The organism is Streptomyces sp. NPDC045998 (assembly GCF_056430285.1).
Map to the genome: position 1 here is coordinate 60,841 of NZ_JBWKLJ010000014.1, position 13,505 is coordinate 74,345.

Annotated in this window: 16 protein-coding genes and 1 tRNA gene; 10 read left to right on the plus strand and 7 right to left on the minus strand. The window is 72.6% G+C overall.

Translation table 11 applies throughout. From position 1 onward, the window contains the following. Nucleotides 1-39: 39 nt before the first annotated feature. The 6 genes from AC07FJ_RS31500 (at nt 40) to AC07FJ_RS31525 (ending at nt 3,671) form a co-directional block, all read left to right on the plus strand. Nucleotides 40-675 carry a hypothetical protein gene (locus tag AC07FJ_RS31500; RefSeq protein ID WP_479052609.1) on the plus strand — a complete coding sequence of 212 codons (636 nt, stop codon included), beginning with the start codon at nt 40-42 and terminating at the stop codon, nt 673-675. Nucleotides 676-677: 2 nt separating this feature from the next. Continuing rightward, nucleotides 678-1,547 carry a hypothetical protein gene (locus AC07FJ_RS31505; RefSeq protein ID WP_479052610.1) on the plus strand — a complete coding sequence of 290 codons (870 nt, stop codon included), beginning with the start codon at nt 678-680 and terminating at the stop codon, nt 1,545-1,547. After that, a complete protein-coding gene (locus AC07FJ_RS31510) occupies nt 1,544-1,939 on the plus strand; it encodes a hypothetical protein (RefSeq protein WP_479052611.1) in 396 nt (131 codons plus the stop codon). The genes AC07FJ_RS31505 and AC07FJ_RS31510 overlap by 4 nt, the downstream gene beginning before the upstream one ends. Nucleotides 1,940-2,042: 103 nt before the next feature. Continuing rightward, the gene (locus tag AC07FJ_RS31515) at nt 2,043-2,549 is read left to right on the plus strand and encodes a DUF6409 family protein (RefSeq protein ID WP_479052612.1); all 507 of its coding nucleotides are present in this window, start codon (nt 2,043-2,045) and stop codon (nt 2,547-2,549) included. 72 nt (nt 2,550-2,621) lie between these two features. Beyond that, complete coding sequence (locus AC07FJ_RS31520) at nt 2,622-2,840, plus strand: DUF6011 domain-containing protein (RefSeq protein WP_479052613.1); 219 nt, start codon at nt 2,622-2,624, stop codon at nt 2,838-2,840. Nucleotides 2,841-3,047: 207 nt separating this feature from the next. Continuing rightward, entirely contained in the window at nt 3,048-3,671 is a 624-nt protein-coding gene (locus AC07FJ_RS31525; protein ID WP_479052614.1) for a hypothetical protein, read from the plus strand. Between the two features lie 46 nt (nt 3,672-3,717). Here the strand turns inward: AC07FJ_RS31525 and AC07FJ_RS31530 are convergent, their stop codons facing one another. The 4 genes from AC07FJ_RS31530 to AC07FJ_RS31545 form a co-directional block, all read right to left on the minus strand. Next, nucleotides 3,718-5,145, minus strand: a complete 1,428-nt coding sequence (locus tag AC07FJ_RS31530; RefSeq protein WP_479052615.1) for a hypothetical protein — start codon at nt 5,143-5,145, stop codon at nt 3,718-3,720. A 283-nt stretch (nt 5,146-5,428) separates the two neighbouring features. Continuing rightward, nucleotides 5,429-6,067 (minus strand): hypothetical protein, encoded by a 639-nt coding sequence (locus tag AC07FJ_RS31535; protein WP_479052616.1) that lies wholly within the window; start codon nt 6,065-6,067, stop codon nt 5,429-5,431. 83 nt (nt 6,068-6,150) lie between these two features. Beyond that, a complete protein-coding gene (locus AC07FJ_RS31540; protein WP_479052617.1) occupies nt 6,151-6,705 on the minus strand; it encodes a DUF6207 family protein in 555 nt (184 codons plus the stop codon). A 31-nt stretch (nt 6,706-6,736) separates the two neighbouring features. Then, a complete protein-coding gene (locus AC07FJ_RS31545; protein ID WP_479052618.1) occupies nt 6,737-8,068 on the minus strand; it encodes an ATP synthase subunit B family protein in 1,332 nt (443 codons plus the stop codon). Between the two features lie 302 nt (nt 8,069-8,370). Here AC07FJ_RS31545 and AC07FJ_RS31550 point away from each other — a divergent pair, with 302 nt between their 5' ends. The 4 genes from AC07FJ_RS31550 (at nt 8,371) to AC07FJ_RS31565 (ending at nt 11,386) form a co-directional block, all read left to right on the plus strand. Next, complete coding sequence (locus AC07FJ_RS31550) at nt 8,371-8,913, plus strand: hypothetical protein (protein ID WP_479052619.1); 543 nt, start codon at nt 8,371-8,373, stop codon at nt 8,911-8,913. Then, nucleotides 8,910-9,455: a hypothetical protein gene (locus AC07FJ_RS31555; protein WP_479052620.1), complete on the plus strand. Its 546-nt coding sequence runs from the start codon at nt 8,910-8,912 to the stop codon at nt 9,453-9,455. The genes AC07FJ_RS31550 and AC07FJ_RS31555 overlap by 4 nt, the downstream gene beginning before the upstream one ends. A 14-nt stretch (nt 9,456-9,469) precedes the next feature. Next, on the plus strand, nt 9,470-11,056 hold the full coding sequence (locus tag AC07FJ_RS31560) for a 3'-5' exonuclease (RefSeq protein WP_479052621.1): 1,587 nt from the start codon (nt 9,470-9,472) through the stop codon (nt 11,054-11,056). 253 nt (nt 11,057-11,309) lie between these two features. Beyond that, a tRNA-Met gene (locus AC07FJ_RS31565) sits at nt 11,310-11,386 on the plus strand. 59 nt (nt 11,387-11,445) lie between these two features. Here the strand turns inward: AC07FJ_RS31565 and AC07FJ_RS31570 are convergent. The 3 genes from AC07FJ_RS31570 to AC07FJ_RS31580 form a co-directional block, all read right to left on the minus strand. Further along, nucleotides 11,446-11,700, minus strand: a complete 255-nt coding sequence (locus AC07FJ_RS31570; protein ID WP_479052622.1) for a hypothetical protein — start codon at nt 11,698-11,700, stop codon at nt 11,446-11,448. A 175-nt stretch (nt 11,701-11,875) separates the two neighbouring features. Next, entirely contained in the window at nt 11,876-12,175 is a 300-nt protein-coding gene (locus AC07FJ_RS31575) for a hypothetical protein (RefSeq protein WP_479052623.1), read from the minus strand. Further along, nucleotides 12,172-13,380: a site-specific integrase gene (locus AC07FJ_RS31580; protein ID WP_479052624.1), complete on the minus strand. Its 1,209-nt coding sequence runs from the start codon at nt 13,378-13,380 to the stop codon at nt 12,172-12,174. Before AC07FJ_RS31580 ends, AC07FJ_RS31575 begins: the two co-directional genes overlap by 4 nt. Between the last annotated feature and the right edge of the window lie 125 nt (nt 13,381-13,505).

Sequence of the window (13,505 nt, forward strand, 5' to 3'; positions counted from 1 at the left end):
CCGTCCTCGGCGGCGGCCCCGCCCATGAACGGGAGCAGCATGCCCAGCCCCCTGGCACAGATCCACCGTCCCGTCCGAGCACAGACCATCGGCACCCTCCTGATCAAGAGCAGCGCTGGCCGCCTGCAGCGACGGAAGAAGATCGGCGTCGGCCGCACCGGGGTCCGCTCCCCGCGCTGCTCCGGCTTCCTCGCCCACCAGGAGCACACCGCCCTGGTTCGGGTGCACTACGTCCACGACGAAGGCGACGACACCGCGACCAGCGAGCGCATCGAAGCCGAACGCGACCGCGAGATCCAGCACCTGCTGCAGGCCGCCGGATACACCGCAGAGATCCCCGACCAGGCGCCCCCCGGTAACAAGGCCGTGCATGTCCGCCGCCTGGAGGAGCCGACCGAGGAGGAGTGGCAGGCCCTGCGGCTCATCGCCGACGGCCAGGTCACCCACTACCCGGGCCGCCAGGACGTCACCGGCCTCGCCGACCCCGCCGTCTTCCAGACCCTGTTCCTCTCCCGGCTGGCCACCACCACCCGCGAACCCGCGGGCAACGGTGCAACCTTCGTCCGCCTCACCGAGACCGCCGAGGACCTCCTCGCTGCCCGCCTCACCACCGGTGCCGGGGAGATCATGGTGCAGACGCTCGAAGTGAGCGCCGCACCGAAGGGGGAACGCTGACGATGGGAGCCGCAGCCCACCACCTGGCCGCCGTACCCGCCCCGCCGCCCAAGCGAGGAGGCCGCGGACCCGAGGGCTACATCGAGACCGTCCACCGCATCTACGCCGACAAGCGCGCCGGCCACGAGGCCAAGGAGCTGCTCCTGGCTGTGGCGTACGCCGTCGGCATCGCCCCGGCCGAGGAAGGCCGCGGCCCGCTGAACGTCGCCGCCCGCCTCCTGGGCCGCGACCGCATCGGCCGGCCCCGCTTCGACGCCCTGGTAGCAGCCGACGCCCCGCGCTACGAGGCGCCGCGCTCCGCGCAGAACTGGAGCCCGAGCCAGGCCCCGCCGTGCGAAGCGCCCCGGCTGCGCCCCTACCGGCCTCGCGGCTACCAGCCCCGCCAGACGCCGGCGCAGGACCTGCTGCCCGGCGTCGAACCGCCGACCCCGCTACGTACCCCGCCGCCCCCGCTCCTCCACGTCGATCCCGGCTACACCCCGCCCCGCGACTGGCGGAACGAGGACAACGTCTGCGGCGCCAACAGCCACCACCGGGTCATCGAACGCGACCCGGCCACGGGCTGGGTGACCGCACGGTGGTTCTGCCGCCGCCACCGCGAGCACGCCGACCGCGTCACCGAACAGGTCCGCGCACAGAACGAGTCCGCCCCGCCACCGATCCCGAACCGAGGCGGGCTGCTGCCCAGCTACTTCGCCGCCGACTGGGTGCCGATCTACCGGCACTACGCCGGGCAGCGATGGGAGCCGCCGACGTACGGGCTGGCCGCCGACGACTGGCCCACCCCCGGCCAGACCAGCCCGGTGCCCGCCCGCGGGCGGCTGCGTCTGCTCCTGGGCGGCACACCGGACGCGCTCGGAGAGGCCCAGTGAGGGACTCCCACGATGAACTGGCCGCCCGGCGCGCTCGGCGCCGCCGGACCGCCCGGGCGGCCCGACCCCCGCAGCCGGCCGAACCGCCGCACTGGGTACGTACCTTCGTCATCCCCCGCGGCGCGTGCGAGCCCTGCGCCCGGCACCACCACCACCGCTGCCACGGCGTCGACGTACTGCGCGACCCGGTCCCCGACTGCCCGTGCGACTGCGGCGACTCGCGTAACCCGCTGTTCCTGAACGCCCGCGCGTGGGCCGACCTTGCCCTGCACGCCCCCGACCAGGTATGGGTAGCGGCCCTGCTCGAGCGGCAGCGTGCCGTCGGCATCCACCAGTGCACCTGGCGCCGAGATGGCAGCGGTCTGCACGCCGCCGACTCGGCAAGCCTCTGATCTGCGGTTTTACGCTCACCAACTTCCATCCTTACAACGAGGCATTGTAAGGTTGTGGTGTTGGTGGGGACCGGCCCCGCCACCGACCAGGGAGGGATGCCGCATGGGCGACACCACGACGGAGACCACCTACAACACCGGCGACATCGTCAAGGGCCGCCCGGTCAAGCAGGGGGAGCCCCAGCCGCTCCGCAAGGGCATCGTCCTCCGCCTCTTCGGAGACGACCCCTCCAGCGGATACCTGGTCTGGTGGTACGGCAAGGGCCCCGCCTCCATGGAGACGGTGTCCCTCATGTTCGGCCGCGAGCTCAGGCACATCGGTGCCCTGGAGGACTTCTCGCTCCGGATGATCACTGAGATCGAGCGCGGAGCCGCAACCTTCGACGCCGCCAGCCGGGTCGGCTACAAGGCAGCAAGTCTCCGCCTCACCAAGCGTGTTCTCCGCGTCCAGGCCGTCCCCGCCGACTGGTCTCCCAACCACCGCTCTTGCCTCGAGTGCGGCAACACCGAACCCACGGTCCAGCTGCAGGCCGTCACCCACACCAAGACGGGTCAGCAGGCCCTCGCCTGCGACCGCCACATCAGCCAGGTCGGCAAGATCCTGAGCTGACCCTGCGACCACCGTCCGCCCCGCCAGCCCCTGGGCCGCGCGGGGCGGCAGACGTCACCGACGAGGAGCACCATGCCGTCCGCCCCCGACCCCGACACCCAGACCAGCCTGCCCATCCCGCTCACCCGCTACCGCCCCGTGGTCCGGTGCCTGGACTGCGGCGCCCCGCTCACCGACGCCGACTCCCGGCGCTGGGGGCGCGGCCGAAAGTGCCGGACCGGAGTCGTCACCGCCCCGGCGCCCGGCCGGTTCGACGTCGAGCAGGACGCCCTACCGGGCGCCGAGAGGTGAAGATGCGGCGCGTACTAAGGGGCGGCACGTTCACCGGGTCGTAGAGTGGTTCCCGGCGGTACGCGACCGCCTGGCACCCGTGATGGGGACATGAGCCCACGCCAGTCCCCGGCATCCGGCAAGTCGTCCCTGACGCATCGCGAGAAGACCAGCGTCCGCTCTGAGCGGCACGCGCGTGGGGCGTGCCGGCATGGAGTGATGGACCTGATGTCGAAGAACCGCGCCCGCGACCGGGCCGCCCGCGCACACATGGAAGCCACCGGAGCCCTCCGCGCCCGCGCCGCCCGTACGGTCGACACCACCACCGAACCCACCGTGGCCACCACCGCGTTCCTGCTGGACGCCGCGATCCCCACCGCCCCGGACCCCGGCCTGGAGCCCGGCGCCACCATGGAGCAGCTGTTCGCCGCCTACGTGGCGCGCAGCGCCCACGATGTCGCCCGGGACGGCCGCCCCTACCCGGCCTTCTTCGACGTGTACGTCGTCCGCCCGCCCGAGAAGGGACCGCAGCCTGGGGACGCCCCCGCCGGCTGGCGCAACATCGGCGCGTTCGTCCTCGTCACTGCCCGCCGGCCGTGGCACCTGGAGGAAGAGGACCAACGCGTCACCACCGACGCCTACCGCGCCGCCAAGAACGCGTTGAACGAGCGCTGGCCCGGACTGCCGGACTGGGCCGGTCACGCCGCGCTGTCCCTGGACATGCTCGCGGCGCTGCGCGGCAAGGTCACCAACGACCAGGTGCTCGACCTCGTGCACGAGATGCAGGACTCCGCCATCCACCACACCTGGACCATCGGCGCTGCCCCGGAACTCGACCGCTCCAGGTGGTAGGCGCACGGGGCGGGCCGGCCCAGCCGCTGCCCGCCCCGCCGCGCTGCTACCCGAAGTCGTGCGTCTGGCTCTGGGACATCAGGTAGAGCTGCACGGCCTCGACAACGTGGTCCGGCGCCCCCACCCGCTGGTGGCGCTGCAGGTACTGGTCGGCGACTGCCGGCCAGCCACCGGCCTCGTCAGCGACCCTGCTGAACAGGTCGGCGAGGTTGGCCGCGACCTCGACGTACCGGTCCGGACCGGTCACCCATCCCTCGATCACTCGCACCAGTTCGGCCACGGCCACCGCGTCGTACCGCTTGGGCTTCTCGTCCAGGTCGCCTCCGATGCCCCAGGCGAGGCGGTCCAGGGCCGCGCTCTCGTTCGAGCCCTCCCGCCCGGCGATGAGCCAGTTCTTCGCCCCGGCCGTACGGCCGGCCCGGGCGTCCTGCTCGACCAGCCGGAACAGGGCGACCAGCAGCGAGGCCGCCGCCTTCCTCCCGGCCCCGGCGAGCGCGGCCTTCACCGCGTCGCAGTCCTCCTGGGACGGCGGCTCCACCGGGCGCAGCGGACCCCGCGCCGCGTGGAGGTCTTCGTACGTCATCGTCTCCAGGCCGCGGGCGTGCCCGGAGTCGGCGTCGTACCGGCCGTCCTTGCTGCGCCGGTACCACCCCTGCAGCTCCCGGTCGACGACCCGGTATGGGCGCTTACCAGGATCCGGCGCCTCCTCGCTCCTCCAGACCGTGAGGTCGGCAGGGCCGTCCGCGTCGCGCACCCAGACGGTCTTGCCCTCGCCGCCCCGCTCATTGGGGACGAGGGCGACGACGTCCGACACCGTGATCGGCTCCGCCTCCCCGGCCGGCAGCCCGGCAGCCCCGGCGGCGGCCATCTCGGCGCGCCGGGCTGTGATGAGTTCGGCCCAGCCCTCGGGCAGTGCCTCGTGCTCGCCCGCGGTGTGCGCGGTGAACTCCAGGCCGGCGGCGAGGGCCTCCGCGCGCATCCAGCCGAGCGGCAGCGCGGCGGGGTGACCTCCGACGGGGGCCGGGTACCGGTCGAGGATCCACGCCTTCGCCACGGCGTGGAAGTCGCTGATCACCGCCTCCCACTCGCCGTCGCGGTCCCAAGGGCGTACCGCCCAGGCGTGTACCAGCAGAAGGGCGTTGGCGTACCCGGGCAGGTTCGGTTCCGGGCCCCACGGGCGGCCGGGCACGATCACGTCCGCCCTGCCCTCGTACTGCTCCCCGGTCGTCTCCCGGCGCAGGGTGTGCAGCTGGTCGGCGAGACCCTGCGCGAGCTCGCGCAGGTCGACGTCGGCCGGCACGGTGAAGGAGAGGACGAACGGGACAACGTGCAGCCGCTGCTCGTCGGGGGTGGGCCCGGCGCCTGCGGCGGCGGTGCGGCGGTCGAGTTCGTGGGCGGCCCGGGTGTACGGCAGGCCCGTCTCGGCCATCACTGCGCGCACGGCCTGGGTGCGGGCGCGGGAGTCCTTCGGCATCGGAACACTCCAGTCACGACGGCATGCCCCACGCGCACGCCGCGGTCATCTAGAGCGGGCGATGCTGGCTGCGCACGAGGAGTCGGAGACGTCTTGTCCGGCTACGGGACCGGGCGTGGGCCGGGGTCCCCTTCACGGAGTCGGGCGGTCGCGCACCGCCGTCCCTGACTCTACCGCTCCAGGCCCCGCCATCGCCTCGTCCGGCTGCACCAGGCCGGCGCCAGCCGGTCGGGGAGCGTCGTACTCCCCCCCCGGCCGGCCGCCAACCTTTCGGCGGCCGGAGTCAGGCCCGGGCCGGTTGCTGACCGGGCAGCGGCTGGTCCGGTAGCCACCAGGCCGGAGGCTGCGGGGTGTCATCAACCCACTCGTGCAGCGTCCGGTCGTCCTGGTGCTCGTCGGGGTGGTCACGCCACCGCGTGCAGTACTGTCGCCCCTCGGACGGGACGGCGTACATGGAGGGGCACCGGTTCTGTCCCTGGTAGCGCACGCGCAGCTCGTCGGCGTAGATCGTGGCCGGCTCCACGGTCCAGGCCGCGGCCTCCAGCGTGGCGACCAGGATGCGTACCGCCTCCAGGACGGGCTGTGGCTCCAGTCGCACGAACCCGCCACGGCTGACGTCCTGGTTCATCGACATGGCCGTGATGGTGTACGGGTACTCACGCAGGGCCCGCCCCAGCAGCTCCCACAGCCACTCGCTCGTCTCCACGAGGGCGTACCCGGTGCGCCGAGGGACCCCGTTGCGTGTGGGGAACTCGTGCAACCGGTCGGCGTCGATCTCGCGCTTTCGGCGTCCGGTGGCAGCGTCCGCGATCACCACGCGTCGGCCGCTCAGGGGGCGCACGATCCGTACGTACCGGGGAGTCGTGCCCTCCGGCTGCCCACACGGCGCGTACACCTGCCCGCGCTTGAGGTGGTGCGACACGGCAACTCCTGGTGCTCGTACGGCGACCCGACGACTCTACCGACCGCCGCAGCGAACCTTCAGAGTACGCCGGGTGCCCTCGTTCAGAAGTTCGTGGCCGGCTGCTGCCCAGACGGCCAGGTGCAGTCCGCGCACCACCCGTTCCCGTCATGCCCCGCCGCCTTGTAGTGCGCCCGCTTCAGCTCCCAGAACGCCGCCCGGTACGCCTCCCGGGCCCGCAGGCACCACTCCCGCTCTGCGTCGTCCAGGTGCGACCAGCACGCCCCCGGGTCGTCCACCTCGACGAAGCCCTCCGGCCACTCCGCCGACTGCCGGGTACAGGCGCGGCCGTCCTTCCGGGCCCGCACACACAGCGGCTTGTCGAACCCGAGCCGCCCGCCCCACGGCGGCGAGGGGAACCGCACCCACTCTGCGGGCAGCGTCCGTACGACGCCCGGCGCAGGCAGCCGGATGTCCAGGTGTAGCCGTCCCCGCACAGCGCCGTTGCCCTCCGCCTTGCGGCTGGCCGGCACCCCAGTCGACGCCCACGCAGCTGCCAGGCGCCCGGCGATGGCCTGCAGCGTCGCTTCGTCTCCAGCCACGATCTCCACGATCGCCAGCCCGGGCTCCGAGACCAGCCCGGCATTGATGTCTCCCATGCCGTACGAGACGGCCCCCGCCCAGCAGGGGTTACGCGGTGGACGCGGGTTCACCCGCGCGGGTATCGGGCGCGGGCTCCGGGACGGCCGGCGGGTGCAGTTCGCGCCTCAGCGCCCCGCCGTCCACGTACGAGGCCACGATCCCGGCCAGGTTCTCCAGGCGCCGCACGGCGAGGTCGAGCGGCGGCGGATCGGTCCAGCCCCCCAGCACCCTGCCGCGGGTGGGCTGCATCTGCTTGGGCAGGGGCCGCCGTCGCTTCCGGGTGCCGGTCAGCGTGCCGTACGCGTCCTGGACGGCGGTATCGACGCGGTGCAGCCCGCAGGTGGGCGGCGGCGGAACTGCGGCCTTCTCGTCCCGGCCAGCCTCTGCAGCGGCGGTGATCGCCGCGGTGAGTTCCTCGCCGAACAGCCGGTTCTCGATCGACTCGGTGAAGGCGGCCAGCGCCGCGTGCGCGTACTGGCGGATCGCCACCGTCATCTCCTGCGTGGCCCGCTCCAGGTGCTGCTCGGCCAGGGCGGCCCGGGCCTGGGCCTGCTCCACGAGCAGGGCGTGCCACTCGGTGTCGACCTCGTGTTCCCGGAGCGTGTCCTTCTTCCCGGCGTCCTTCTCCGCCTCTTCCCGCCGGCGGTGTGCCGACCACAGTGCGCGGCCCGCGGTCTCGATGGCGCGCTCCAGCCGGTTCAGCACCCGCTGCGCCTCGGGCGGCCATGGGTCGGCGCCGCCGTCCGGGTCCGGCGCGGCCACGTCCGGGTAGAGCTGGGCGTAGCGGGCCCAGTGGGTGCGGTAGTGCTCCCGCCCGGCCTCGGTGATCCTGTACGCCCCGTACCGGCCTTCAGCAAGCGGCGGGTTCTGCCGGGCGATGAGCGCCTCGTCGAGGACGGTGCTCCAGCTCTCGAGGTAGGCGGGGTCCGCAAGCCAGAGTCGGACCAGCAGCTTCCACGGATACTCGCCCAGTTCCCCCCGTCGACGCCGGGACGGCTCCTTGGTCCCGGCCCGCACCGCAGCCCGGCCAGCGCGCGTGAGTTTCGCCTGCACCGTCTTCGACCGGCCGCGACGTCCCTCCTTGATCTCCTCCCGAACCTCGATCAGCCCGTACCGCTGCAGCGCCTGCAGGGTGGACCCGGTGCCGTCGTCCCGCACATCGCGCAGGGCGAGCGCCTGCTGCACCGAGGTGAGCTTGCTGCCCGGGGTGACCACGTCGAGCCAACGCCACACCGACGCCGGCGTGTCGTCGTAGTACCCGGCGGCGGCGTCCTTCTTCCGCTGGATCTCCACCGCCTGGTCGTGGTCGTACAGCACCGTCATGTACGCCTGCTGCCGCTCGTTCAGCGCGTCCCACGCCTGCTGGGCCTTGCTCGCCACCACCACTCCCTTCTCCTACGGACAACACCCTGACGCACCGCCAGAACTCTTTCGGGTACATCCGGCCACCGGTGTGCGGTCTTGCCCGACTGTCGGTGACAGCCGGTACCGTATGGAGCACGGCATGACGCGAACCGCCGTTTCCGCTGCCGCCCCGCGCCCACGCCGCACCGGGGCAGCGCCGCCGGACAAGGACCGAAGTCGGGTCCCGCGCAGCACCACCGAGTAGTACCTGTCCGTCCGGCTGCGCCCATTCACGCGACGTCCGGCGGGAGGCGTGGGGTCCCGCTGTGGAGACGACCGTGACCAAGACCGGCAGCGACCACCTCAAGCGCCGCGCCCGGCAGATCGCCCGGGACACCGGCCGACGCTTCCCCGACGTTCTCGCCGAATTGCGCGGCCAACGCCGCCGTGCCCCGTCGAAGGAACTGGTCCTGGTCTGCTCGGGGTTCGTACATCCCATCGACGGGGGCCGCTGCTCCCGCCCGGCGGGCCACCTCAGGTATGACGACGGCTGGGGCCAGTGCTCGCACGACCCCCACCACCCCTCCCTCATCTGGCGGGGCTACTTCGATGCCGAGAACGCGGCCCGGCGAGCACAGCACGAGGCGTGGCTGGCCTCCCTCACCCCGGAGGAGCGCGCGGAGTACGAGGCGGAGAACGAGGCCGAGTACTGGGCGCAGATGGCGGCGGAGGCCGCTGAGCCGTACGACCCGTACGACGACCCGTACCGGTTCGTGGACCCCAGCGAGGTCGAAGCGGACCACGAGGGAGGGTACGGCCCGGACGACGAATACGACGACGAGTACGACGGCGACGAGGACTGGGACGGGGACCGCTGGTGACCCCCTACTGGACGATCGTGCAGCAGCGCGCCGCCAACTACAGCCTCGCCCACTCCCGGCCCGATGCCCCCCTGACGGCCGGCCTGCCCGTGCTGGCCGCCCACGCCGCAGACTTCTCGCCCTTCCACACCCTGCACGTCGCCCAGTGCTGCCTGGCCGTCATCGTCTTCGAAGACTGCCCCGGCCACCTACGCACCCACGACGGCATCCCGGACCTGAACCGCCTGGTCCCCGAGGACGCCGACGCGTTGACCGTCCTGGCCGCCGCCGAAGACCAGCGGGCCCTGTTCGGAAGCGCACTCGCCGAGGAGCTGCGCAACGTCGAGGACCAGGTCGCCGGGACCGGCCGGGCCCGAGCGGCGGTCCGGCGCGTGCTGGAGCAGGTCCCGTACGGAACGCCGGGCCGGCAGCGGATGCTCGACATCGTGTACGAACTCCGAGACGACCCGCGGGCCATCGCCGGCTTCATCGCGCTCACCGCCGCGGCGCTGCGCGAAGTGGCTGCCCAGCAGGGGCCGGCCGACGCGTCGACCCGGCAGTGACAGTGGTGGCCGCCATGCTGTTGGACAACACGACCGAGGACAACGAACTGCCGGGAGGCGCACCGATGACGGACACGGCCGTGGAGAGCGCGCCGGACGAGACCGCGGCGCCCGAGGAAACGCTGCCCGAGGCCCTGGGCGCGCGCCGGATCGCCGCGCTGCTGGCCGAGCGCCTCGGCGTGCCGGTGGAGGCCGACGACATCGACCAGCTCGTCGAGCTGAAGCACCTCGAGGTCTACGACTGGTACAAGCGGTGGCCGCTGTACAGCACGGAGGCCGCCCTCGCCCTGGACCCGGACCTGGTGAAGCGCCTGGTCGCTGAGCGCACCGCGTGGTTGGAGGCCAGCGTCACCCGGGACGAGGCCGTGAAGCGCATCGGCTGGCACTGGCGGGACATCGCCCGCATGGGAGACGAAGGCCGGGTAAAGGTGGGCCGCTTCGGCCGCTACCTGACCGCGGACATCGACCGGCTCCCGGTCGAGGCCGAGGGCGAGCGGCACATCACCGGCCAGGCCGCCGCGGACGAACTGGAGATCCGATACCCCACGGACCTGCGGTACGTCGAAGCCGCCGGCTGGCTCGCTCCGGTGACCACCATGGCGATGCCCGTCGGCACCGGCCGGTACCGCACCGTCACCGTGCCGCTGTACCGGCTCGCCGACGTCCGCGCGGTGAAGGAGATCCCCGGCGTGGACTGGGAGTCCGTGCGCGGCCTGCCCAAGGGAGCACCGAGCCCGCTGCGCGCCTACGCCGCCAAGGCGCCAACCCGGGCCGACGTGGTCCGCTGCTTCGCGCAGGCGCTCGCCGACCGGCACGGCGTGACCGTGTGGGCCTGGTGCTCGCCGTACACCGGCGGCTGGGAGCTGGACTGGGAGCGCCGCGACGGCGCCCCGACGAAGAAGGACGTCACCGCCGAGCTGGCCGCGGACCCGGCGGCCAGCTCCTACGCCGACGAGATCACCCTGTGCCCGAAGTGGGGCCGGATCACCCGCCGGGCCCGCGCGCTGCTGAAGCCGGGAGCGGCCGTCGTCCTGGACACCGAGACCACGGACCTCTACGGCCGCACAGTAGAGGTGGCTGTCGTCGACGCCGCCAGCGGCAAGAAGCTGCTGGACACCCTGGTGCAGCCCGAGGCACCGATCACACCGGGGGCGTACTGGGTGCACGGCATCAGCGACGAGAACCTCGTCACCGCCGGCGCCCGCACCTTCGACAAGATCCTGCCGAGGCTGCGCAAGGTGACCAGGGGCAGGGTGATCTGCGCCTACAACTCGGAGTTCGACCGCACGGTGGTCACCAACGACGCCCTGCGCGTCGGCAAGCGGCCGATGCACCTGGCTGACCCCGACAACTGGTTCTGCCTGATGACCTCGTACGCGGCATGGCTCGGCTCCGGCCGGTGGCTCCGCCTGGGCGGCGGCCACCGGGCGCTGGGCGATGCGCAGGCAGCCCGGGACGTCCTGGTGGAGATGGCGGCCGGCCGCGGCACCGCGTTCACGCCCCAGCCGCCGGCGCCCCGCACCCCAGACCCCAGCGTGTCCGCCGCAGCGGCCCTGGCCGCCGTCCCGAGCCAGGCGGCAGAGGAGACCGCGCCCGTGTAGCCGTTCCCGAGGCGACACCACAACCCCGTTACAGCGGCGGGCCAGGCACGCGAACGTGGACGTGCGCGAGGCCCTGCGCACCAACCGGAGTTGAGGCAGGGGCAGGCCGTACGACGGCTTGCCGTGTACACCGGCCTCCGGTGCCACCGAGGGGTTCGATTCCCCTGCAGGCGCCTCGCGCGCACCTTTGCGCGACCCCATCTGGGGTCGTGGCCGCCCGACCCGGGCCCATGCCGTAAGCTGCTCATACCGACGCGGGGTGGAGCAGCTCGGTAGCTCGCTGGGCTCATAACCCAGAGGTCGCAGGTTCAAATCCTGTCCCCGCTACCAAAGCACCGGCCCCCTCGACAGCAACGTCGAGGGGGCCGGAAGCATGTGGGGCGCCTGCCCTACGCGGCCGGCGCGGCCGGGCGGATGGCGATGCGCATCCGGCCGCCGTCGTACTCCACGACCTCGCCCGGCAGGATCAGCAGCCCCGGCTCCCCGTCCTCCGCGCCGATGCGGCGGACCTGGACGGCCGGTCCCCGCGCGCCGGCCATGAACACCGTCGGGTCGACTTCCCAGCCGTGCTCGCCGAGCCACTGCTCCAGCGCGGCGGAGTCGTCACTGCTCGCGCCGCGCGGCCACTCGAACGTACTCGTCACGACGTACCCCCCTGTTCGTGAGCGGATCACCAGGTCGATCCTGCCACCGGCCACTGACACCGGGCCCGGAGTTTTCCACCGGGGCGGCCCGTCCTGCGAACCACAGGCGGGCATGGTGTGCAGCAGTAGATTCGCAGGCGTGGCCGCGCGGCGGCGCCTGCGAATCAGAAGGACCTCACAGGTCTTGACGGTGCTCGACTTCACCGTGCTCAGGCGGCGCGTGGATGATCTCACCCTGCTCCTTCGTCCACGTCCGCAGCGGCGCCCGCTCCCCGCCGGCCTCCGCCGCCAAGGTGATGGTCACCCCGTCCTGACTACCGTGCGAGCCCACGAAGCTGCGGAACTTCACCAGCGCCACGTCACCGTTCGTCCACGTGCCCTCCACGGCCGGGCCACCCTCCCGGAACGTCATCGTGACGTAGAACCGCTGCGCCTCGTTCCTCTCCCGATCGTCCCCGTCGGCAGGACCGCTCACTGCGCAGCCCTGGCGCGCTGCTTGACCTTGTGCCAGGGGTTGTCGGCCCGGCTCTGCGCGCGGTCGAGGTACTCCTTCTTCACCGTGGCGGAGCCCTCCTTCCACCGACCCTGCTTGGTCGGGTCACCGCCGGCGTCCGCGATCTCCTGGGCGCCGCCGCGACGCAGCCCGTGCGCCGTGATGTCCTGCCAGTTCGGCAGGCCGGCGGCGAACGCCCGGCCGCGGATCCAGTCGTTGACCGCATCGCCGGTGACAAAGTCGCCGTTCTTCGTCGCGGTGGCCCTCGACTGCAGCGTGCCCGCGACGGTAAGGGCGCGCAGCACCGGCCCGTGGTCCACGCCGAGCCTGTGCAGGCAGTTGAGCCAGTCCCGGGTGGCCTCCACCGGGTCGTACCGCGGGTCGTCGGCGTCGGCCGGCACCCAGGTCTCCTCGCCCTGGGCGTCCTGGTCCGTCTTGGAGTACGCGACCCACTCGGCCACGCCTCCGTCCTCGACGAGCAGGTCCTCCACCGTCAGGTGCGCCAGCTCGCTGCGTCGGTTGAGGGCCTTGCGGCCGACGAGGATCACGAAGCGGTCCCGCAGCCCGATCGGGTGGCGCAGGTCGCAGGTGTCGACCATCGCCCGGGCCATGGCGGCCGTGATCGCCGGCGCCTTCTTCACACGGTTGCGCTTGCTCCAGCTCTTCCGGTACTCGCGCAGCATCGCCCGGGCCAGACTGGTGCCGGGCTTCTTGTCGTCGGGCATCCACGTCCGGACAGCCGACAGGTAGGTGCTGATGGTGTTCGGCCGCATCTCCCGCGCGATCAAGTGCGCGCAGTACTCCACGTACGTCGCCGTGGTGCAGGGGCGCGCCACCCGGCCCATGGAGTCGCACCACTCCTGAAAGAGCTTCCGCTGGTTCCGGTAGTTGCGGTCGGTGTTCTCCGGCGCCGACTCTTTCTCCAGCCGCCGGGCCGTTTCCGGCGACACCTCGTAGTCGCGCCGGGTGTACCGCGGGCCGTCCTCCGTCGTCGGCATCGCCTGGCCGGGGTAGAGGATCGTGTGTTGATCCACCACCGGCTTGGCTGGAGCGGTGACTGGCAGCGGCTCGTCATCGACGAGCTCGCCTTCGACGACCTCGACCTCCTCGAGGTCGGCGGCCGTTGCGGCCGGGGCCGGGGGCGCGACGACGCCAGAGCCCGCTGGAAGGGCGGGGACGACGGACATAAACGGAGCAGCCTTTCACGGAGCGGGGCGGCGCCGGAGTAGCGCCGTAGTGCTAGTTGATCACTGTTCGAGCGTGGTGGCGGTGTGTGGGGCGGCACACCGCACCCATCGGCGTGACGGCCGGG

What these genes read in the sequence shown, in the direction of transcription:
- AC07FJ_RS31500 (WP_479052609.1), top strand. Translation starts at nt 40, where the DNA reads ATGCCCAGCCCCCTGGCACAGATCCACCGTCCCGTCCGAGCACAGACC.
- AC07FJ_RS31505 (WP_479052610.1), top strand. Translation starts at nt 678, where the DNA reads ATGGGAGCCGCAGCCCACCACCTGGCCGCCGTACCCGCCCCGCCGCCC.
- AC07FJ_RS31515 (WP_479052612.1), top strand. Translation starts at nt 2,043, where the DNA reads ATGGGCGACACCACGACGGAGACCACCTACAACACCGGCGACATCGTC.
- AC07FJ_RS31520 (WP_479052613.1), top strand. Translation starts at nt 2,622, where the DNA reads ATGCCGTCCGCCCCCGACCCCGACACCCAGACCAGCCTGCCCATCCCG.
- AC07FJ_RS31525 (WP_479052614.1), top strand. Translation starts at nt 3,048, where the DNA reads ATGTCGAAGAACCGCGCCCGCGACCGGGCCGCCCGCGCACACATGGAA.
- AC07FJ_RS31530 (WP_479052615.1), bottom strand. Translation starts at nt 5,145, where the DNA reads ATGCCGAAGGACTCCCGCGCCCGCACCCAGGCCGTGCGCGCAGTGATG.
- AC07FJ_RS31540 (WP_479052617.1), bottom strand. Translation starts at nt 6,705, where the DNA reads ATGGGAGACATCAATGCCGGGCTGGTCTCGGAGCCCGGGCTGGCGATC.
- AC07FJ_RS31560 (WP_479052621.1), top strand. Translation starts at nt 9,470, where the DNA reads ATGCTGTTGGACAACACGACCGAGGACAACGAACTGCCGGGAGGCGCA.
- AC07FJ_RS31580 (WP_479052624.1), bottom strand. Translation starts at nt 13,380, where the DNA reads ATGTCCGTCGTCCCCGCCCTTCCAGCGGGCTCTGGCGTCGTCGCGCCC.